The sequence below is a fragment of the Pseudomonas sp. GW823-FHT02F05 genome, from assembly GCF_058797315.1.
This window is the reverse complement of the sequence record NZ_JBXAJM010000007.1, coordinates 216,764-241,215: the sequence shown is the minus strand read 5'-3', so window position 1 is coordinate 241,215 and position 24,452 is coordinate 216,764. Positions and strand designations below refer to the sequence as shown.

The 24,452-nt window shown below is 65.2% G+C and carries 2 protein-coding genes; both read right to left on the bottom strand.

Translation table 11 applies throughout. The annotated features are described in order from the left end of the window. Window positions 1-167 precede the first annotated feature (167 nt). Window positions 168-11,495, bottom strand: coding sequence for an amino acid adenylation domain-containing protein (locus tag AC1RAC_RS11325; RefSeq protein ID WP_492616588.1), 11,328 nt, complete (start codon window positions 11,493-11,495; stop codon window positions 168-170). After that, window positions 11,492-24,403: an amino acid adenylation domain-containing protein gene (locus AC1RAC_RS11320; RefSeq protein WP_492616587.1), complete on the bottom strand. Its 12,912-nt coding sequence runs from the start codon at window positions 24,401-24,403 to the stop codon at window positions 11,492-11,494. The genes AC1RAC_RS11325 and AC1RAC_RS11320 overlap by 4 nt, the downstream gene beginning before the upstream one ends. Between the last annotated feature and the right edge of the window lie 49 nt (window positions 24,404-24,452).

The following is a 24,452-nucleotide window of genomic DNA, read 5'->3' as shown; positions in this document are numbered from 1 at the left end:
TGCCGAGTGGTGGGGCGAAGGCCTTTTGGTTACTTTTGGGCCTTTCCAAAAGTGACCCGCTGTAAGAGCGGAACCATAAGTGGCCGTTACCGCAGGAACGGATATGTACGCAGACAAACCGTTATCGCAGGCAAGCCAGCGCCCACATCTGGATCGGTGCACACCCCTCAAGACACCACCTCCCCAACCCCAACAACTTCCAACCACCACCTGGCCAACCCCAAAACATTCGGCGCCTTGAGCAACGTAAAGTGATTCCCCCCGCCATACCAAACCTCCAACCCACCTCCCTGCCCTCGCCAGCCTTCGATCATCAACCCCTGCTCACGCTGGTTCCCCGCCGAATCCAACGCCGGGTCCTGCGCCAACACCAGGCGCACCACCCCGTCATACCGCCCTTGCGGCTGATACACCGTGCGCAACGCCGCCGCGTAAGTGCGCGCCGGCCCATCCATCGCCTCCAGCGCCGCACGCGCCGGCAACAACCCCACACTCACCATCCCCCCATGCAACGCTTGTCGCTGCGCCACCTCATCGCGCCCGGCAAAGTCCACAGGATCAATCCCCAGCGACTTCCCAGCCGCCAACTGCATCGCCTCGATCAACCGCAACAACGCCGCCGTCGAGGTATATGCCTTGCCCGCACGCCCCGGCGACTCGCTGTCGATCACCGTCAACGACCCCACCTCACGCCCCATTGCCTGCAAGCGCAGCGCCATTTCCAGCGCCACCCAGCCGCCGAACGAATGCCCGACCAGATGCACCGGCCCTTCGGGGCATTCCTGTTCCAGCGCCGCCAGGTAACACTGGGCCGCCGCTTCCACCTGGCTATGGGGCACCGCCTCGCCATCCAGCCCCCGCGGCTGCAAGCCATACAGCGGCCAGTCGCGCCCCAGCGCTTCGCTCAAACCCACAAAGCCGGTGACGCTGTCTCCCGCGCCTGGCACGCAGAACACCGGCGCATAACCGGCGCGCCCGCTCTGGATACGCAGCAAGGGTGAGTGCGCCGCGCAACTCACCGGAGTACTCGCCGCCAGCGCTCGGCTCATGGCCTGGCCAAGGCTCTGAATATGCGGCGCCTGCATCATGCTCTGGTGATCCCCCAGGACCTGCACCTGGCGCAGTTGCCCAGGCACCAGGGCGGTGTCCCAACCCAGCGAGGCACTGCGCCGCGACAGTTCGGTAGGCCGCTGCTCGGCGCTGAACAAGTGAACCGGGATCGGCAGCGGGAACAGGCTGTAGTGGGCCAGGGCATGCCCATGGCCGACTTCCCGTTGCAAAAAGCTCAGCAGGTCGGCGTCCGTCGCCGCTGCCATTTGCGCGTATAGCAAACCTTGATTGCGACAGCGTTGCAGCAGAGCTGCAAAGTCCAGCTGTCCAAGGCCTGCCTCCAGTTGTTCCAGGTTCGCCAGCTCATCCACACCTCCCTGTGCCTTCCAATAGGCCGTGCACTGCAACAACAAATGCCGCTTGAGGGCATCCGGCCCGCTCCAGCGTGACTTGCCCTGGTCGGTCATGCGCGGCACGTAGCTGTCGATCAAGCCCAGAAACGCCACGGCCTCATCCTGCCCCAGCAACTGCATGGCAACTTCATAGGCCAGCACACCCCCAAAGGACCACCCCGCCAACCGGTAAGGACCGTGGGGCTGGATCTGGCGAATCAGCCCGACCATGCGCGCGGCCAGGCCTTCCATGCTGTCCAGATGCGCCTCGCCGAGCGCCAGGCCCGGCAGGCCATAAATCGGGTAATCGCCAGGCAGGTGCTGGCCCAGCGCCGGGAAGTACACGTCCATGCCACTGAACTCATGCACCAGGAATAACGGTGCCTGCGCCCCGCGGCTACGCACTGTAATCACCGCCGTCTCAGGTAGCACGTCGTCACCGCGCAGGCGCAGCAGCGCCGCGACCGAGGCCACGCTGGCATGCTCGAACAGCTCGGCCAGCGACACCGACAACCCGGCCTCGTCCAGCCGATTGACCAGGCGAATCGCCAACAAGGAATGCCCGCCCAGTTCGAAGAAACTGTCATGGCGCCCCACCTGCTCAAGCTTCAATACCTCGGCCCACAGCTGGGCCAAGGTCTGCTCCAGCGCATCGACCGGTGCTTCAAATGTGCCGCTGGCCGAAGCGTCCCACTTCGGTACGGGCAAGGCTTTGCGATCGACCTTGCCATTGGCCGTCAACGGCAGTTGCTCAAGGATCACAAAGGCCGACGGCACCATGTAGGCCGGCAAGTGCGCCTGCAGATAAGCACGCACCGGCTCGATGCCGACCGGCTCGCCCGCCCAGGTGAAATAGGCCACCAGGCGTTTGTCCCCCGGCACGTCTTCGCGGGCCAGCACCACCCCCTCGCGGATTCCGGAGAATGTCGCCAAGCGTGCTTCGATCTCACCCAGCTCAATGCGAAAGCCACGGATCTTCACTTGGTCGTCATTGCGCCCGATGCACTCCAGCAGTCCGTCTGCGGTCCAGCGTCCGAGGTCGCCGGTGCGGTACAGCAAGGCGCCTGGATTGAACGGGTTCTGCACGAATTTTTCCGCCGTCAACTCAGGGCGGTTCAGGTAGCCCTGGGCGACACCGTCGCCGCCGATGCAGATTTCGCCGGTCCCCCCCAGGGGCAGCAGGTGCAACTGCGCATCCAGCACGTAGACCTGCGTGTTGGAAATGGGTCGCCCTACCGGCACGCTGTCGGCTTCAGCGGCAATGGCGCGCACTTCAAAAGTGGTGGCGTAGGTGGTGGTTTCGGTCGGCCCGTAGCAATGCACCAGGCGCAGCCCCGGAGCCAGCCCCAGCAGGTTGCGGAACGCCGCCGGGTCGGCACGCTCGCCGCCGCACAGCAAAATACGCAAGCCGGCCAGGGCCTGGGGAATCAGTTGCACATACTGGTTGAACAGCGCCGTGGTAACGAACAGCACCGTCGCGCCCTTGAGTGCCGCGCCGAACGCCAGCGGGTCGAGCAAGGTGGCGTGGTCGATCACCTGCACCTGACCGCCGTTGAGCAACGGCCCCCAGACGTCCATGGTGCTGGCATCGAAGGCGGGGTTCGACGCGAAGGCCACGCGGTCATTGGGATTGAAATCGGCGTAGCCGTTGTTGAGCACCAGGCGCGTGATGCCACGGTGAGGCACCAATACGCCTTTGGGCATGCCGGTGGAGCCGGAGGTGTACATGATGTACGCCACGCTCTGCGAGGATTGCGGCAGGCCCGGGTTGTGGTCGGGGTGCGAGTCAAGGCCCAGGGTGTCCAGGTCCAGACGCTGCGCCGCGCTCTCCACGCTGCAGTCGCTACCGGTCAACAGCCAGGCCGCGCCGCTGTCTTGCAGCATGAAGCTCTGGCGTTCGGCCGGCGCGCTGATGTCCAGCGGCACATAGGCGGCGGCGCATTTGAGAATCGCCAGTTGGCTGACCAGCAACGCCACCGAGCGTGGCAGCAGGATCGCCACGTTATCGCCGGGGCACACACCCAGGCCGAGCAGGTGATGGGCCAGGCGGTTGGCGCGGCGGTTGAGTTCGCCATAGCTTATCCGTTGTTCGCCGTGCAACACCGCCACCGCGTCGGGGCGCGCCTGCGCCTGGGCTTCGAACACCTGCTGCACGCTGTGTTCACGAGGGAACGCACGAGCCGTAGCGTTGAAGCCCTCAAGCAGTTGCTGGCGTTCAGCCAGGGGCAGGATCGGCAAACCACTGAGGGCGATGTCGCTGCGCTCTTCCAGTGCCTGCACCACCTGCACCAAGGCGTTATGCAGGTAGTCGCCCAAGCGTCTGGCCCCCTGCCCCATGGCCGTGAGGCTGAAACCTTCACCCAGGTCATCCACGCTCATCGACACGCCGTAGTGGGTGTGTTCCTCGGTCTTGAGCACCTCGATCCCCTGCCACGCCTCGGCCACGCCCCCGGCCTGGAGCGCACTGTGACGGTAGTTGAACAGCACGCTGAACAACGGCGTGGCCATGGGTACGCCGCTGCAACGCTGGGCCAGCGCCAAAGGCGCGTGTTCATGGCTGAGCAATTGGGTCAGGCGGCCATGGGTGGCACGCAGCGCGGTCAGTACCGAGTGTTCACCCAGGTCGACTCGCAGCGGCAAGGTATTGATAAACACCCCCATGGCGCGCTCGGCACCTTCGCCGCCTTGCAGGCGACCGAGCATCACCGTGCCGAACACCACCTGTTCACGGGCGCAGACCGTGCCCAGCACATGGGCCCAGGCCAGGTGCATGAGGCTGGCGGCGCTGACTCCCGCTTGACGCGCCTGGTTGCGCAGGCGCCGACTCAACCCCAGGTCGAGACTCACCTTCACGCGCTCATCGGCACCCAGGTGCGGTACGTCGGTGGGTTCGTCGACCTCAGCGAGCATCTCGCGGAAAAACGGCTCGTGGTCCTCAGCGCCCAGACGAGTCTGGGCCACGTAGTTGCGGTACGGCCCGGGCGCGGCCAAGGTGTCTTGCGTGCCCAACAGGAAGGCCTGCATTTCGTGTTGCAGGATGTCCAACGCAATGTGGTCCATCACCAGATGGTGGAACAGCAACGTCGCCACCACCCGCTGCGACTCCTCGGCATACACCAGGCGCATCAAAGGTGCCTGGGCGAGGTCCAGGCGTGGCGGCACCGAGCCGTTTTCAACACGTAATGAGGCGGTGCGCCATACCACCTGCACCGGCTCCTCCAGCCCGTCCCAGTGGAAGGATGAACGCAGGATGTCATGGCGCTGGATCACCGCCTGCAAGGCATGGGCAAAGGCGTCCAGGCGCAGGCGGCTGTCGAAGGCAAACTGCGCCTGCAGCACATAGGCATCGTCACCTTGCACGGCGCGATGCTGATACAGGATGCCGGCCTGCAAGGGTGCCAGCGGGTAAATATCCTGCACATTCGCCGCACCGCCGGGGATGCTGGCAACGATGCGCTCGATGGCAGCGGGGTCCAGGGTGATCAGCGCAAGCATGTCCGGCGTAATCCGGGTGCAATCGGCCGCAATGCGATTGGCCGGCACCGTCACTTCACGCCCACCGCCCAAGGCCGCAGCCAGGGCGGACAAGGTCGGTTGGCCGAACAGCACTTTCACATCCGCCGACAAGCCCAGGCGGCGCATGCGCCCGATCAGGCTGACTGCCAGCAATGAGTGGCCACCCAATTCAAAGAAATTGTCATGCCGACCCACGCGCTCCACGCTGAGCAATTCGGCCCACAGTGCGGCCAGGGTGATTTCCGTATCACCCACGGGCGCTTCATAGTCGCGCACGCTCAACGCGTCCAGGCCCGGCGTCGGCAGTGCCTTGCGGTCGAGCTTGCCGTTGGGGCTCAGCGGCAGCGCCTGAAGGTGCATAAAGCTCGTCGGCAGCATGAATTCCGGCAGTTGTTGCAGCAGGTGGGCGCGCAGGCTTTCGACGTCGCTCGGCACGCCGGTGTAATAGGCGATCAGGCGCTGCTCGCGGGCAATCACGGCAGCTTCCTGCACCGCTGGATGCTCGGTCAGGCGCGCCTGGATTTCCCCCAGTTCGATGCGCAAGCCACGAATCTTCACCTGGTCATCATTGCGCCCCAGGTACTCGAGAGTGCCGTCGGGCAAGTAGCGACCCACGTCACCGGTACGGTACATGCGCCCCGGGGTAAACGGGTCGTCGAGGAAGCGTTCGGCGGTCAGCTCAGGACGGTTGAGGTAACCCCGCGCCACCTGCACGCCGGCGATGAACAATTCACCGACCACCCCCAACGGCACCGGCTGCAACTGCTCGTCCAGTACATACAGGCGCGTATTGGCAATCGGCTTGCCGATGGGGGTGTTATCCGGCACCACGGCGCCTGCGCAGTCCCACGCGGTGACATCCACCGCCGCTTCGGTGGGGCCATACAGGTTGTACAAGCCAACCCCCGGCAATTGCTGTTTGAAGCGCCGTACCAGGCTGCCCGGCAGGGCTTCGCCACTGCACATCACCCGCACCAGCCCGGCGGCCTGGCTGACATCGCCATGGGCCAGGAACACGTCGAGCATCGACGGCACAAAATGCAGCGTCGTGACCCCCTCGGCCTCGATCACCTGGCACAGGTAGTCAGGGTCTTTATGCCCACCAGGACGAGCCATGACCAGGCGTGCGCCGGTGAACAGCGGCCAGAAGAACTCCCACACCGACACGTCGAAGCTGAACGGGGTTTTCTGCAAGACCGTATCGCTGGCGGTCAACGCGTATTCGTCTTGCATCCACAGCAGGCGGTTGACCACTCCAGGGTGTTCGTTGATCACACCCTTGGGCTGGCCGGTGGAACCGGAGGTGTAGATCACGTAGGCCGCCACGCTGGCCGCCTGCGGGTTATGGGCGGGCTGATGCTGCCAGGTGGGCGAATCCAGGTTTACCACCGGCACCTCGCCCAGCAACCCAAGGGTGCTGGACTGGCCCAGCACTACCGTCGGCGCGCTGTCGTGGAGCATGTAGGCGATGCGTTCCAACGGGTAGGCCGGGTCCAGCGGCACATAGGCGGCGCCGGCCTTGAGGATCGCGTACAGGCCGATGACCATGTCCAGGCCACGCTCCACGCAGATCGCCACCCGCGCCTGGGGCTGCACACCCAGGGCTTGCAGGTGATGGGCCAACTGGTTGGCGCGCGCGTTCAGTTCGGCATAGCTCAGTTGCTGCGCGCCCGCCTTCAGGGCAATGGCCTGGGGTGTACGCAGTACCTGGGCTTCAAACAGGCCGTGCAGGGTCTGGTCGAGGTTGTACTCAACGGCGGTGGCGTTGAAATCCACCAGCAGTTGCCGACGCTCGCGCGCATCCACCAGCGGCACCTGCGCCAGCACCGCCTGGTCGTTATCGACCATGGCCTGCAACACGCGGGTGAAATAACCGACGTAACGCTGCATCGTCGATTCGTCAAACAGGGCCACGGCATATTCCAGCGCACCGAGGATGCTGCCCTGCACTTCCCCCAGGTTCAACGACAGGTCGAACTTGGCGAAATGGCTGTTCTCGACAATGCTCTCCAGGGCCAGGTCGCCCAGGGCCAGGGTCGGCGCGCTGCTGTCCTGCCAGCTCAGCAGGGTCTGAAACAGCGGGCTGTGGGCCAGGCTGCGCGGCGGCCGGGTGATTTCCACCACCTGCTCGAAGGGCAAGTCCTGATGGGCCTGGGCTTGCAGCGTCAACACCTTGACCCGCGCCAGCAACGCCTCGGTGCTCAGCTCGCCCGAGGTGTCGATACGCAGCGCCAGGGTGTTGACGAACAGGCCAATCAGCCCTTCGACTTCGGTGCGCATGCGGTTGGCCACCGGCGTGCCGATCACCAACTCGGGCTGCCCGGACAAGCGCGCCAACAGTGAAGCCCAGGCGCTCATCAAGGTCATGTACAAGGTGGTGCCATGGCGTTGGCTCAAGGCCTTGAGCCCGGCGGTGAGGCGTTCATCCAGGCGCACTTCGACGCTGCTGCCAGCGTAGTCCTGCTGCGCCGGGCGCGGGCGGTCGGTGGGCAAGGTCAGCAACGCCGGCGCACCGGCCAACGCCTGTTGCCAGTAGCTGCTTTGGCGCTGCAGCACCTCGCCGCTCAGCCACAGGCGTTGCCACACGGCAAAGTCGGCGTACTGGATCGGCAAGGGAGGCAGCGGGTCGGCGTGGCCGTGGCTGAAAGCCTGGTACAGCGCCATCAGCTCGCGGGTCAGCACGCCCATGGACCAGCCGTCAGAGACGATATGGTGCAGGGTCAGCAACAGCACATGGTGATCATCGGCCATCACCACCAGGCGCCCGCGCAGCAACGGGCCGCGCTCAAGGTCGAACGGTGCCGAAGCTTCGCCGTGAATCAGCGCGTCCAGGGCCTGTTGCGGCTGCGGATGGCGACGCAGGTCCTGCACTTGCAGCGGCAATACCTCTTCGGCCGGCACGACCAGCACCTGGGCCTGGTCACCCTGCTGGGCGAAGCGGCTGCGCAGGGTTTCATGCCGCCCCACAATGCGCGCCAGGGCCCGTTGCAACGCTTGCACATGCAACTGCCCGCGCAACCGCAAGCCGATGGGAATGTTGTAGGCGGTGTTGGCACCTTCCATCAAGGCCAGGAACCACAGGCGTTGCTGGGCGAAGGACAGCGGCACGTCCTCATCACGGTTGGCCGGCAAGATATCCGGCAAGGTGCTGCGACCGGCCTGGGCCAGTACCTCGGCGACCGCCGCCAGTTCGGCGTTGGCAAACAGGTCGCCCAGCGCCAACTCGACGCCCAGCCGCTGGCGCACCTGGGACACCATGCGCATGGCCAGCAGCGAATGCCCACCCAGCTCAAAGAAATGGTCATAGCGCCCCACGCGCTGCACCTGCAACACATCGGCCCAGATCTGCGCCAGCACGGTTTCGATTTCGCCCAGGGGCGCGGCGTACTCGCGGGTAAAGACGGCGGCCATGTCCGGCGCCGGCAGGGCCTTGCGGTCAAGCTTGCCATTGGCCGTCAGTGGCAGTGCGTCGAGTTTCATGAACGCGACGGGCACCATGTAGTCCGGCAGATGCGCCACCAGGTGGGCGCGAATCTGGGCCACCGTCAGCGGGTCCAGTTGTGGGTTTTCGGTGAAGTAGGCCACCAGCCGTTCTTCACGCACCACCGCCACCGCTTCCAGAATCCCGGGCAACTGGTTGAGCTGGGTTTCGATTTCGCCCAGTTCGATGCGCACGCCACGGATTTTCACCTGGTCATCGTTGCGCCCCAGGTAATCGAGTGTGCCGTCCGGCAGCCAGCGCACCAGGTCGCCGGTGCGGTACATGCGTCCTTCGTTGAACGGGTCGCGCACAAAGCGCTCGGCAGTCAGTTCCGGGCGGTTGAGGTAACCGCGTGCCACGCCCTTGCCGCCCACGTACAACTCCCCCGCCACCCCCAGCGGCACCGGACGCTGGTGTGGGTCGAGCACGTAGACCTTGGCATTGGCCATGGGCTTGCCGATATGCAACGGCTGGCCCGCCTCGACCTTGCCGGAAGTGGCCACCACCGTGGCTTCGGTGGGCCCGTAGTTGTTGACCAGCTCAAAGCGCTGCGCCCGCCCGAACTGGCGCAGGCGGTCGCCACCGACCAGCAAGGTGCGCAAGGTCGGGTGCTCGATGTTCTGACTGAAGGCGTATTCCGCCACCGGCGTCGGCAGAAAGCTCACGTCCAGTGGCTGCGCGCACCACCAGGCCAGCAGTGCGTCGATATCTTCGCCGCCCTCATGGGCCGGTGGCAGGTGCAAGGTGGCGCCCACACACAGCGCCGGCCACACTTCCCAGGCCATCGCGTCAAAGCCGAAACCGGCAACACTGGCGGTATGCCGCCCGGCGCGCAGGTCGAAGGCGCTGCAATGCCAGTCCACCAGGTTGGCGACGCTGTGGTGTTCCACCATCACCCCCTTGGGCAAGCCAGTGGAGCCGGAGGTGTAGATCACATAGGCGAGATTCGTCGGGCCGACGGCGATTGTGGGATTGCTCGCCGAATGGTGCTGCCAGGTGAAGCGGTCCAGGTTGATCACCGGCACTTCCAGCACCGGCAGGCGCGTCAGCAACGCATGCTGGGTGAGTACCGCCACCGGCGCGCTGTCGCTGAGCAAATAGTGGAGGCGCTCGGCCGGGTGGGACGGGTCCACCGGCACATAACCGGCGCCGGCCTTGAGAATCGCCAGCAACCCGGCCAGGGTGTCGAGGCCGCGCCGCGCGACAATGGCCACGCGGTCGTCGGGCTTGACCCCCAGCGCCAGCAGATGATGCGCCAGCAGGTTGGCTTGCTGGTTCAATTCGGCGTAAGTCAGTTGCCGGCCCTGATGCACAGCGGCAATGGCGTGCGGCGTGAGAGCGGCCTGGGCTTCGACGCGGCCATGCAGGGTGGTGCCTTGGGGGAAAACGGTCTGGGTGGTGTTGAACTGTTCCAGCAGCAAGCGCTGTTCGGCGGCGGGCACCACCGAGAGTTGATCAAGCGCGGTATGGGGGGCCTGCTCCAGTGCGCTCACCAGGTTTTCCAGCGCGGTGTGCAGGTAGGCGCAGACGCGCTGAGGGTCAACCAGGGTGCTGGCCAGCAAACTCAGGCCGAAGCCCTCACCCAGGTCGTCCACGCTCAGGGTCAGCGGGTAGTTGGTGCGCTCCTCGGCGCGCAGTGCGGTGATACCGTGCCAGGCCGACACCGCCTCGGCGCTGGCGGCGGGCGCGCTGTGGCGATAGTTGAGCAGCGCGCTGAACAGCGGCGTCGGCGCGAGCACGCCACTGCAACGCTGGGCCAGGGCCAACGCCGCGTGCTCATGGCGCAGCAAGGTGGTCAGACGTGCGTGGGTGGCCTTGACTGCGGTGCGTACGTCCTGGGCGTCTACGTCCACGCGAAACGGCAAGGTATTGATGAAAATGCCCAAGGCGCGGTCGGTGTCATGGCTGCCCTGCATGCGCCCCATCAATACGGTGCCGAACACCACCTGGGCTTTGCCGGCCAACACCCCCAGCACCTGGGCCCAACCCAGGTGAAACAGGCTGGCGGCGCTCACGCCCAGTTGGCGCGCCTGCCCGCGCAAGCGCTGGGCCAGTGCCGGCGCCAATGGCAGGCTGACTTCAGCGATACCCCGCGCATCACCTTGCACGTCCTGCAAACCGAACGGCAAGGTGGGCTCGCTGATATCGCCGAGCATCTGCCGGAAGAAACGTTCGTGCTCCTGCTCACTGATCCCCAACCGCGCCTGCGCCACATAGTTGCGAAACGGTACGGTCTGGCCCAGGGTCGCGCCTTGGCCCAACAGGCACGCCTGCATTTCGTGGCACACCACGTCCAGGGCGCTGTGGTCGAGCGCCATGTGATGGAACAACAGGGTGGCGACGATGCGCTGGTTGGCCGGGTCTTCAGCGCGCACCAGGCGCAGCAACGGCGCCTGGGTGACGTCGAGGCGATAGTGGCGGGCATCAAACAGGTCATGCAGTTGCGCGGCGATATCGCCATCGGCCGGGTCCAGCATCAAGGCTTGCACCGGCAGGCGTGCCTGGCGCCACACCACTTGCGAGGGTTGCGTCAGGCCATCCCAGACCACCCCGGTACGCAGGATGTCGTGACGGTCCATCACCCGTTGCAGCGCCTGGGCAAACGCATCGAAACGCGCAAGGTTGTCAAAGGCGAACTGCGACTGCATCACATAGGGGTCACCCTGCTCGGCACTGACATGGTGGAACAGGATGCCTTCCTGCAACGGCGCCAGCGGGTAGATGTCCTGGATATTCGCCACGCCGCCCTGCACCGTGGCGACAATGCGCTCGATCTCGTCTTGGCTCAGGGTCGACAGGGTCAGCATGTCGGGAGTGATGCGCTCGGCATTGGCCGGGATGCCATTGGCCGGTACCTGCACCTCACCGGCCTTGGTCGCGGTGTATTCACCGGCCTTGATCAGTTCGATCAGCGCCGGCTTGTGTTCACGCAAGGCGGCCAATATCGCCGGGTCGCTCAAGGCTTGCTTGTTGCCGTTCACCGACAATTGCTCGCCCTTGAGCGCCAGTTGCACATCCTTGGTTTTCAGGGTTGCCAGCAGCTCGAGGATGTTCACAGGACGATCTCCATTCGTTCGGTCATTGCGGCGTAGCCGGCCAGGGTCGGTTGTTCGAACAAGCCCCGCACATCGGCTTCCATGCCTTCCTGGCGCAGGCGCCCGATCAAGCTCACGGCAAGCAGCGAGTGCCCGCCCAGTTCAAAGAAGTTGTCGTGGCGCCCTACCCGCTCCACCTTGAGCAGCTCGGCCCAGAGTTGGGCCAGGAGGATCTCGGTGTCGCCTTCGGGCGCCGCGTACTCACGTACCTGCAACGCGTCCATACCCGGTGCAGGCAGGGCCTTGCGGTCGAGCTTGCCGTTGGGGCTCAGGGGCAAGGCGTCCAAGTGCATGAACAGCGCCGGCACCATAAAGTCAGGCAGGTGCTGCAACAGTTGGGCGCGCAGGCTTTCGATATCGGTGGGCGCGCCGGTGTAATACGCGACCAGGCGCTGGTCACGGGCGACGACCACGGCGTCCTTGACCGCCGGATGCTCGATCAGGCGCGCCTGGATTTCCCCCAGTTCGATGCGCAGGCCACGGATCTTCACCTGATCGTCGTTGCGCCCCAGGTACTCGAGCGTGCCGTCGGGCAAGTAGCGGCCCAGGTCACCGGTGCGGTACATGCGCCCAGGGGTGAACGGGTCGTCGAGGAAGCGCTCGGCGGTCAGCTCAGGGCGGTTCAGGTAACCCCGCGCCACTTGCACGCCGGCGATGAACAGCTCACCGACCACGCCCAGCGGCACCGGCTGTAACTGCCCATCGAGTACATACAGGCGGGTGTTGGCAATCGGCTTGCCGATCGGGGTGTTGTCCGGCACCTCGGGCCGTGCGCAGTTCCAGGCCGTCACGTCCACTGCCGCCTCAGTGGGGCCATACAGGTTGTACAAACCAATCCCCGGCAACTGCTGCTTGAAACGCCGCACCAGGCTGCCCGGCAAGGCCTCGCCGCTGCACATCACCCGCACCAACCCCGCCGCCTGGCTGACATCGCCGTGGGCCAGGAATACATCGAGCATCGACGGCACAAAGTGCAGGGTCGTGATCTGCTCCGCCGCGATCACCTCGCACAGGTACGCCGGGTCCTTGTGCCCTTCAGGGCGCGCCATCACCAGACGCGCGCCGGTGAACAGCGGCCAGAAGAACTCCCACACCGACACGTCGAAGCTGAACGGGGTTTTCTGCAACACCGCATCGTGAGCCTTGAGGCTATAGGCGTCCTGCATCCACAACAGGCGGTTGACCACCCCGGCATGTTCGTTGATTACGCCCTTGGGTTGGCCAGTGGAACCGGAGGTGTAGATCACATAGGCCGCGTGTTGGGCAATGAGGCCCGGTACTTGCGGGTTGGTGACAGGTTGGTGCTGCCAGGTGCTGTGGTCGAGGTCAACTACCGCCACGTCCCCCAGCAGGGTGCGGGTGGCGCTTTGGGCCAGCACCACCACCGGCGCGCTGTCGTGCAGCATGTTGGCGATGCGCTCTGGCGGGTACGCCGGGTCCAGCGGCACATAGGCACCGCCGGCCTTGAGGATGGCGAACAGGCCGATGACCATGTCCAGGCCGCGCTCGACGCAGATACCCACCCGTGCATCCGGGCGCACACCGCTGTCACGCAGGTGATGGGCCAGGCGGTTGGCGCGTTCATTGAGTTGCTGGTAGCTCAAGGTGTGCTCGCCGGCCTTCACCGCCACGGCCTGCGGGGTACGTACAACCTGGGCTTCAAACAGCCCGTGCAGGGTCTGGTCGAGGTTGTAGTTCACCTCGGTGGCGTTGAACTGCACCAGCAGCTGTTGCCGCTCTTGCAGCCCCAGCACCGGCAGGCGGTTCAGCGCCTGGTGCGGGGCCTGCTCAAGGGCTTCGACCAGACCGCTCAACGCGTTATGCATATAGCCGCACACCCGTTGCGCATCCACCTGGGCCAGGGCGGTGAACGCGTAGCCGTCGCCCAGGTCGTCCACGTTCAAGGTCAGCGGGTAATTGGTGCGCCCGTCATTGACCAAGGTCTGCATGCCTTCCCATGCCAACTGCGCATCCGCCGAACGGGTGGCGGCGCCGCGATGGCGATAGTTGAGCATCGAGCTGAACAAGGGCGCCGGGGCCGCTACGCCACTGCAACGCTGGGCCAAGGCCAGGGAGGCGTGTTCATGGCCGAGCAATTGGGTCAGACGTGCATGGGTGGCCCGCACGGCGGCGCGGGCGCCCTGGTCGTCGATATCCAGGCGCAGCGGCAAGGTGTTGATAAACACACCCAGGGCGCGGTCGGCGCCCTCGCCGCCTTGCAAACGGCCTACCAGCACCGTTCCGAACACCACCGTGTGGCGCGCCGATACCGCGGCCAGCACCTGCGCCCAGGCCAGATGGAACAGGCTGGCAGCGCTGACCCCCAGCAGCCGCGCCTGGCTGCGCAGGCGGCGGTTGAGCTGGCTGTCCAGTTGCAGGGTATGTTCATCGATGGCATTGCCGTCGCCGCGCACGTCCTGCCAGCCGAACGGCAACGTCGGTTCGTCGACATCGCCCAGCATCTGGCGGAAGAACTGCTCATGCTCCTGTTCGCTGACACCCAAACGGGCCTGGGCCACATAGTTGCGATACGGCATGGGCGCGGCGGTGGGCGCTGCGTGGCCCAACAGGTGGCCCTGCATTTCGCGCAACACCACGTCGAAGGCGGTGTGGTCCAACACGATATGGTGATAGAGCAGCACCGCCACCACACGCTGGTTGGCCGGGTCCTGGGCATACATCAGGCGGATCAGCGGGGCCTGGCTGATCTCCAGGCGATACCGCCGCGCATCAAACCGCTCGTGCAGGCCGGCGAGTACGTCACCTTCCAGTTGCAGTTCCTGCACGCACAACTGCGCCTGGCGCCACACCACTTGCAGCGGTTGCGCCAGGCCCTCCCACACCACCCCGGTGCGCAGGATGTCGTGGCGGTCGATCACCTGTTGCAGTGCGCGCATAAAGGCGTGCAGGCGCTCGACACCGTCAAACGCCAGGTGTGATTGCAGCAGGTAAGGATCGCCCTGCGCCGCCGTGAGGTAGTGATAGAAAATCCCTTCCTGCAAAGGCGCCAGCGGGTAGATGTCCTGCACGTTGGCAGCGCCGCCAGGCACCTGGGCCACCACCTGGTCGATCGCCGACTGGTCGAGGTCCACCAGGGCCAGCATGTCCGGGGTGATGCGCTGGCAACCGGCACTGATGCGATTGGCCGGCACCTGCACTTCGCGGCCACTGCCGACAGCGGCGGCCAGCGCGGCCAGGGTTGGCTGGCTGAACAACACGCGCACATCCGCGCCAAGGCCGGCCTGGCGCATGCGCTCGATGAGGCTGACGGCCAGCAATGAATGGCCGCCCAGTTCGAAGAAGTGGTCATGGCGACCCACTTGCTCCACCTGCAACACTTCGGCCCACAGCCGCGCCAGGGTGGTTTCGACGTCACCCTGGGGGGCTTGGTATTCACGGCTGAGCAAGGCGCACTGGTCTGGCTCTGGCAATGCCTTGCGGTCCAGTTTGCCGTTGGCGGTCAGGGGCAACTGATCAAGCCGCATGTAGGCGACCGGCACCAGCGCCTCGGGAAGTTGGGCCTGCAGGTGCGCACGCAAGGTCTCGATCTGCAGCGGGCGCTGTTCGGTGAACCAGGCCAACAGGCGGCCTTCGCGCACCAGCACCACGGCCTCGCGGATGCCGTCCAGTGCCGTCAGGCGGCTTTCGATTTCACCCAGTTCAACCCGCACACCGCGCAGTTTTACCTGGTCGTCGTTACGGCCCAGGTACTCAAGGTTGCCATCGGGCAGCCAACGCACCAGGTCACCGGTGCGGTACATCTGCCCTGGGTTGAAAGGGTCTTGCAGGAAGCGTTCGGCCGTCAGCTCGGGACGGTTCAGGTAACCCCGCGCCACGCCGCTGCCGCCCACATAGAGCTCACCGGCCACGCCCACCGGTACCGGGCGCAGGTGCGCGTCCAACACATAGCTGGTGGCATTAGCGACAGGCCGGCCGATATGCAACACCTGCCCGGCCCGCACGCGGCCGGAGGTGGCAACCACCGTGGCCTCGGTGGGGCCGTAATTGTTGACCACCGCAAAGCGCCGCTCCTGAGTGAACTGACGCAGGCGGTCACCGCCGATCAACAGGATGCGCAAGGTGGGGTGCTGCCGGGGTAGGCTGAAAGCGTACTCGGCCACCGGGGTGGGCAGGAAACTCACGTCCAACGGCTGTGCCAGCCACCAGGCCAGCAGTTCATCGATGTTTTCGTTGCCGATGTCGGCGGGTGGCAGGTGCAGGGTCGCGCCGACGCACAGGGCCGGCCAGACTTCCCAGGCCATGGCATCAAACCCCATGCCGGCCACGCTGCTGGTGTGGCTTACCGCTGTCAGACCAAAGGCCTCACAGTGCCAATGCACCAGGTTTTCCACGGTGCGGTGTTCCACCATCACGCCCTTGGGCTGGCCGGTGGAGCCGGAGGTGTAGATCACATACGCCAGGTGCGCGGGCGTCAGGGCGGGCAGTTGCGGATTGCTGACGGCGTGGCGCTGCCAACCGGGGTCCTGCAGATCGACCACGGCGACGGGCCCCAGCAGCTCCCGCGTACTGGTCTCGGCCAGCACCGCCACGGGCGCGCTGTCTTGCAACAAGTAGGCGATACGCTCGGCGGGGTACGCCGGGTCGATCGGCACATAGCCCGCGCCGGCCTTGAGAATGCCCAACAGCCCCACCAGCATCTGCGGGCCGCGACGGCAACACAGTGCCACGCGGTCATCGGATTGCACGCCGAGTTCCAGCAAGTGATGAGCCAACTGGTTGGCCCGTTGATTGAGCTGCTGATACGTCAGCGCCTCGCTGCCTTGCTGCACGGCAATGCGATGGGGCTGGCGCTCGGCCTGCACCTCAAACGCACCGTGCACCGTCTGGCCACGGGGGAAGTCGTGGGCAGTGGCGTTGAACTCGCGCAGCACCGTGTCGCGCTCTGCGGCGGGCAGAATCGGTAACTGGCGCAGCGCGCGGTGGGGCGCCGTCTCAAGGGTGGCAACCAGTTGCTCCACGGCGCTGAGCATGTAGTCGCACAGGCGCTGCGCGCCGATTTGCGGCACGGCCAGCACGCTCAGGCCAAAGCCTGCGCCCAGGTCATCCACGCTCAGGGTCAGCGGATAGTTGCTGCGTTCTTCACCGCCCAGCAGTTGCACGCCTTCCCAGATGCCGTGGCCGTCGCGGGCCATTTCGCCTGGGTTGCTGTGGCGGTAATTGAGCAAGGCGCTGAACAACGGCGTGCTGGTCGGCACACCGCTGCAACGCTGGGCCAGGGCCAGTGACGCATGCTCATGCCCGAGCAAGGCGCTCAAGCGTGCATGGGTGGCTTTGACCGCCTGCGCTGCGCCGGCTGCAATATCGACCCGCAGCGGCAAGGTGTTGATAAACATCCCCAGCGCACGGTCTGCGCCCTCGCCGGCTTGCATACGGCCCATCAGCACCGTGCCGAATACCACCTCGTCGCGGCCCGAGACCAGGCCCAACACCTGGGCCCAGGCCAGGTGCATCAGGCTGGCGGCGCTGACCCCCAGTTGGCGCGCCTGCTGGCGTACGCGCTGGGCCAGGCCCGCTTCCAGGTGCACCTCGGCTTCTTCGATTGCACGACCATCGCCCTGCACATCCTGCAGGCCAAACGGCAAGGTGGGCTCGTCGACCTCGGCGAGCATGTCGCGGAAAAACTGCTCATGCTGCGCCACACTGACGCCCAGTCGCGCCTGGGCCACATAGTTGCGAAACGGCGCGGCGGCGGGCAAATCCTGGGCCTGGTTGAACATAAAGGCACGCATTTCCTGGCCGACCACTTCCATGGCGGTGTGGTCCAGCGCCAGGTGATGGAACAGCAGGATCGCCGCGACCCGGTTGTGCGCCGGGTCCTGGGCATAGACCATGCGCAGCAAGGGCGCCTGGGTAATGTCCAGGCGGTAGTGACGCGCATCGAAACGCTCATGCAGTTGCGCCATCACGTCGCCGTGTGCCGGGTCGAGCATCACCTCGTGCACCCCCAAATGGGCGGTGCGCCACACCACTTGCACCGGGCTTTCGAGCCCTTCCCACACCACAGCGGTACGCAGAATGTCGTGGCGCGCCACCACCTGTTGCAGCGCGCCCATAAAACCGTGCAGGCGCTCGGCAGTGTCAAAGGCCATGCGCGATTGCAGCAGGTACGGGTCGCCCTGCTCGGCGCTGATGTGGTGGTAGAGAATGCCTTCCTGTAGCGGCGCCAGCGGGTAGATATCCTGGATATTCGCTGCACCACCCGGCACGCTGGCGATAATCCGCGCGATGGCCTGCGGGGTGAGTTGCACCAGGCTCAGCATCGACGGTGTGATCTGTATGCAGCCGGTGGGGATGCCATTGGCCGGCACCACGATTTCTCTGCCGCTGCCCACGGCTGCCGCCAGCGCGGCCAGGCTTGGCTGGCTGAACAACACGCGCACATCGGCGCTCAGGCCCACCTGGCGCATGCGTTCGATCAGGCTGACCGCCAGCAACGAATGCCCGCCCAATTCGAAGAAGTGATCATGGCGCCCCACGCGTTCAAGCTTGAGCACGTCCTGCCAGATCTGCGCCAGCAGGCTTTCCACCTCGCCTTGTGGGGCTTCGTAGCCACGGCTGATCAAGGCAGCCTGGTCGGGTACCGGCAATGCCTTGCGGTCGAGCTTGCCGTTGGCGGTGAGCGGCAACTGCGCCAGCCACACATAAGCCGAAGGCACCATGTAATCGGGCAACCGGCCTTGCACATGAGCTCGCAGGGTTGCGATATCCAACGTTGCGTCGGCGGTGTAATAGGCCACTAACCGTTTGTGGCCAGGCTCGTCTTCGCGAACCGATACCACAACGTCCCTGATCCCGGCACAGGCACACAGGCACGCTTCGATTTCACCGGGTTCGATACGAAAGCCACGAATCTTCACCTGCAGGTCATTGCGCCCCAGATACATCAAATTGCCGTCGGCTCGCCAGCAGGCCAGATCACCGCTGCGGTAGAGTTGGCCATCGCCGAATGGGTTCGGGACGAATTTTTCCGCGCTCAGCTGAGGCAGATTCAAGTAGCCTTTCGCAACGCCCGCACCGCCGATATAGAGCTCGCCGGTCACACCCACGGGCAGCGGTTGCTGGCGCGCGTCCAGTACATAGGCCTGAGCGTTGGCAATCGGTCGACCAATCGGAATAGCGCCCTCGCCAAGGGTAGTGATCTCAAACGTGGTGGAGAACGTGGTGGCTTCGGTCGGGCCATACCCATTCAGCAGATGCTGGGGTTTGCCGAGCTTGAGTACCCGGCCAATCACCTGAGGGTCAAGCACGTCGCCGCCGACGATCAGGTAGCGCAATTGGCGGAACACCGGCATCAACGCATCGGCGTACTGATGAAATAGCCCGGCGGTCATCCATAACACGCTGACCGCCTGTTCCCGCAACAGCTCGGCGAACGCGGCTTGGGATAACAACTGCACCTGCTCGACCACCACCACACAACCGCCATTGAGCAACGGCGCCCACACCTCGAGGGTGCTGGCGTCAAATGCCGGGTTGGAAGCAAAGGCCACCCGGTCGTGGGCATTGAATTCGGCAAAACCGTTGTTAAGCACCAGCCGCGAGATAGCGAGGTGGGGCACTTGCACGCCCTTGGGCGTCCCGGTGGAGCCGGAGGTATAGAGGATGTAGGCAACGCTCTGCGCGGATTGGGCCGGGTCGGGGTTAGCGGGCGACTGCGTGTCCAGATCCAACTGCGCCAGGTCGTCCAGCACATGGCGTGCGCCGCTGTCTTTGACGATGAAGGCCTGGCGTTCGACAGGCGCGTTGACGTCCAGCGGCACATACACCGCAGCGCACTTGAGGATCGCCAGTTGGCAGACCAGCAGATCCAGGCAACGCGGCAAGGCAATCGCCACGCTTTCGCCGGGCTGCACCCCCTGGCTGATCAGATGATGGGCCAGGCGGTTGGCACGGCGATTGAGGTCACGGTAGCTCAGTGACAGCTCGCCCTGCACCGCCGCCGACGCTTCAGGGCGGGCCAGCGCCTGGGCTTCAAACAGTTGCGAGACAGTAAGTTGCGAGGGGTATTGCCGGGCGGTGGCGTTGAAACCTACCAGCACTTGATGACGCTCGGAAGGCGGCAGGATCGACACCGCCTGCAGCGGCGTGGTCGGCGCATGTTGCAGCGCGCTCACCACATGGCGCAACGCGGTGAGCATGTACTCACCCACGCGTTGCACATCCAGGTGCGCGACGCCTTGCACCGTCAGCGCAAAGCCACTCCCCAGGTCATCAACGTTGAGCACCAGCGGATAGTTGCTACGTTCTTCGGAGCTGAGAATCTCGATACCGGAAGCGGCAAAGGGGTTGTCCCCCGGCGCTTCATCGGCTGCGCTGTGCCGGTAGTTGAGCAAGGTGCTGAACAGCGGCAGCGAGCCCGGCACGCCACTGCAACGCTGGGCCAGGGACAACGAGGCATGTTCGTGCCCGAGCAGTTGCGCCAGGCGCGCATGGGTGGCGCGCACGCCGGCCTGCACGCCGACGCTGCCAACGCTGACCCGCAGCGGCAAGGTATTGATAAACATCCCCAGCGCCCGGTCCGCGCCCTCGCCGCCCTGCATACGGCCCAGCAACACGGTGCCGAATACCACCTCCTGCTGGCCAGACACCTGGCCCAGCACCTGGGCCCAGGCCAGGTGTACCAGGCTCGCGGTGCTCACGCCCAGTTGCCGCGCCTGTTCGCGCAAGCCCAGGTTGAGCGCAGGCTCCAGCGGCAGGCGCGCTTCATGGATGCCGCTGCCGTCACCGTTCACGTCCTGCAAGCCGAAGGCCAGGGTCGGCTCGTCGATGTCGCCCAGCATCTGGCTGAAGAAGGCTTCATGCTGGGCCTGGGTGACACCGAGGCGGGCCTGGGCCACGTAGTTGCGATACTGCACCGCGTCAGGCAGTTGTGCGCTGTGGCCATGCAGGCTGGCACTCATCTCTTTGACCAGCACGTGCAGGGCCGTGTGGTCGAGGAGGATATGGTGCAGCAGCAAAATGCCGACCAAGCCGTGGCTGTCCTGCGCATACGCCAGGCGCATCAGCGAGGCGCGTGACAGGTCCAGGCGATAGTGGCGTGGGTCGAAACGCTGTTGCAGATGCTCCAGTGCATCACTGCCCAGCGCATCCAGGCGTTCGATCACCAAGGGTGCCTGGCGTAACACCACTTGCACCGGCTCTTCCAGGCCCTCCCAGAGGATGGCGGTGCGCAGAATATCGTTGCGCTCGATCACCGTGTGCAGCGCGTTGACAAACCCGTCGACGGCGCCCTGGTCGTGAAACCGCAACTGCACCTGCAACACGTAGGGGTCGCCCTCGGTGGTCGCCAGGTGGTGGTAGAGAATGCCGGCCTGCAGCGGCGCCAGGCCGTAGATGTCCTGCACGTTGGCAACGCCACCGGGCACGGCCTCAAGGATATGGTCGATAGCGGCCTGATCCAGCTCGACCAGGGGCAGCATGTCCGGGGTTATGGCCTGCGTGTCTGCTTGAATAAGGTTGGCCGGCACCTGCACGGTCTGCTGGCCGCCCACCGCCGCAGCGAGCGCCGCCAAGGTCGGTTGACCGAACAGCACGCGCACATCGGCGCTGAGGTCGACCTGGCGCATGCGTTCGATCAGCTTGACCGCCAGCAGCGAATGGCCGCCGAGCTCGAAGAAATTGTCCTCACGACCGACACGGTCGACGTTGAGCAGGTCTTGCCAGAGCATGGCGAGGGTGGTTTCCACCGCCCCCTGGGGCGCCGCATACTCGCGCCGGGCCACGGCGTCGGCATCGGGTGCGGGCAAGGCCTTGCGGTCGAGTTTGCCGTTGGTGGTCAACGGCAGCGTATCCAGGCGCACGAAGGCGCTGGGCACCATGTGTTCGGCCAGGCTCAGCAGTAGATGGTCACGCAGGGCGGCCACGTTGAGTTCGCCATCGCTGATCACATAGGCCACCAGACGTTTGTCGCCCGGCTGATCTTCACGAGCGATCACCACCGCATCGCGCACGCCGCTGGCAGTGGCCAGGTGCGCCTGGATTTCACCCAGTTCGATACGGAAACCACGGATCTTGACCTGGTCATCGTTACGCCCCAGGTACTCAACACTGCCGTCGGCCAGCAGGCGGCCGAGGTCGCCGGTCTTGTACATGCGCAAGCCGGTGGCCGGGTCGGCAAGGAAGCGTTCGGCATTCAGCGCCTGGCGGTTGAGGTAACCACGCGCCACCCCGGCACCGCCCACGTACAACTCGCCCACCACACCCAGGGGCAAGGGCTCATGGCGCTCATCCAGCACGTACAACTGCAAATCGGGAATACGCACGCCAATCGGGCTCACGCCGACCAAGTGCGCGTCGGCCGCTTCCAGCGCACGGTAGGTCACATGCACGGTGGTTTCAGTGATGCCGTACATGTTCACCAGTTGCGTACCGGCATTCACTGCCCGTGCGTACCACGGCTTGAGCATGCCCGGTTCCAGGGCTTCGCCGCCGAAAATCACTTGGCGCAAGGAATGGGACTGGGCACTGTTGCCCTGGGCCGCGATCAACTGGCGGAACGCGCTCGGCGTCTGGTTGAGGATGCTCACCTGGGCGTCGCACAACAGCGCGTAGCACTCATCCGGCGAGCGGCTGACCAGTTGCGGCACGATCAGCAACTGGCCGCCGTGCATCAGCGCGCCCCAGATTTCCCACACGGAAAAGTCGAACGCGAAGGAATGGAACAGCGCCCACACATCGTGCGGGTTGAACCCGAACCAGTGGTGGGTGGCGCTGAACAGGCGTGCGACCTGGCGATGCTCGATCATCACGCCCTTGGGCTGGCCAGTGGAGCCGGAGGTGTAGATGACGTAGGCCAGGTTGGCCGGGCTCAGGTGCAACCCAGGGTTGGTGATGGGCAACGGGCCCAGGTGGTCCAGGTCGATCCGGGCCAGTGCGCCGACCTGCTGCGCCGTGTTGGCCTGCACCAGTACCGCCACCGGCTGGCTGTCGGCCAGGGTGTAGGCGATGCGTTCCTGGGGATAGGCCGGGTCGATGGGCACATAGCCCGCACCGGCCTTGAGAATGCCAAGCAGGCCGATGATCATCTGCGGGCCACGCTCCACGCAAATCGCCACGCGCGCGTCGGGGCACACGCCGTGGGCCAGGAGCGCGTGGGCGAGCTGGTTGGCGCGTTCGTTGAGTTGGCGGTAGGTCAGGACGTGGTGCTCGAAGCGCAACGCAATGGCATCGGGCTGGGCAGCGGCATGGGTTTCGACTTGCTGGTGGATAAGTTGGGTGTCGGCGTAATGCGTGGAGCAATGATTCAAGGTGTGCAGCAAATGGTGGCGTTCAGCGTCAGGCAGGATGTTCAGGCCGCAGAGCGGCATATCCGGTCGTTGTTCAAGGGCGTCGGCCAGGCTTTGCAAGGCCGTATGCAGATAACCCGCAACCCGCTGCGCGCCAATGGACGCATCGACCATCACGGTCAGGGCGAAGTCTTCACCCAGGTCATCGACGTTCAGCGTCAGCGGGTAATTGGTGCGCTCCTCGGCGCCCAACACCTGGATGCCGTCGGCGACTGCGATCACCGCCGCCATGTCGGTGGCGGCGCTGTGACGGTAGTTGAGTATCGCGCTGAACAGCGGCGTAGGCGCAGCCACGCCGCTGCACCGTTGTGCCAGCGCCAGGGACGCATGTTCGTGATCGAGCAAGCGCGTGAGACGCTCATGGGTGATCTTGACCGCAGCGCGCACGCCCTGCTCACCCACATCCACCCGCAGTGGCAAGGTGTTTATGAACATGCCCAAGGCCCGCTCACCGCCCTCGCCTGCGCCCATGCGCCCGAGCATAACGGTGCCAAATACCACCGCCTCCCGCCCCGAAACCGCACTCAGCACTCGCGCCAAGGCCAGGTGCATCAGGCTCGCCACACTCACCCCCAGCGGGCGCGCCATGCTTCGCAGGCGGCGGCTCAGAGCGCTGTCGACGGGAATGCGCACTTCGTCGATCCCCTGGCCGCCGCCCTGCACATCTTGCAGGCCGAACGGCAGCGTCGGTTCATCGATATCCGCCAGCATGTCGCGGAAGAACGCCTCATGGGCATGCTCGCTGACGCCATGGCGCACCTGGGCGATATAGCTGCGAAACGCTACCGGTGCAGGGGCCTGGGCTTGCTGCCCGGCCAGGTACAGCTGGATCTCATGCCGAACGCCATCCAGGGCCGTGTGATCAAGGATGGTGTGGTGGAACAGCAGCATCGCCACCACCCGCTGGTTGGCCGGGTCGTCAGCGAATACCAGGCGCAGCAGCGGCGCCTGGCCCAGGTCCATGCGATAAGCGCGGGCATCATAGCGAGCGAGCAATTGAGCGAGGCGGTCAGCACCGTCCAGAGGCACCTCTTCGCAGGCCAGCACAGCCTTGCGCCACACCACTTGCAGCGGCTCGTCCAGGCGCTCCCAGACCATCGAGGTACGCAGGATGTCGTGACGGTCGATGACCCATTGCAACGCCTCGGCAAAGGCCTCAAGGCGTGCGCGGCTGTCGAACACGAACTGCGCGTGCAGCACGTAAGGGTCACCCTTCTGCGCCGAAAGATGGTGATAAAGCATGCCTTCCTGGAGCGGCGCCAGGGGGTAGATATCCTGCACATTCGCCGCGCCGCCTGGGACCGCCGCGACGATGCGGTCGATGGCCGGCTGGTCGAGGTTGACCAGGGCCAGCATGTCCGGTGTGATGCGGTAGGCCGGGCTCAGCCAGTCACCGCCATGTTCGGCGACCAACTGCAACAGTTGGGGTTTGTGCGCGATCAATTGATCCCAGAGCGCGTCGTCCAACGCTTCGTCATCGCCCAGGACGATCAGGTCGCCCTCTTCGGTCTGCAGACGGATCGCATGGGTGGAGATCGCTGCCAGTAAGTCGCTGAACTGCATGGGTAACCTGCCTGATAATTCACGGTTGACGAGAATGTCCGTATTCAGT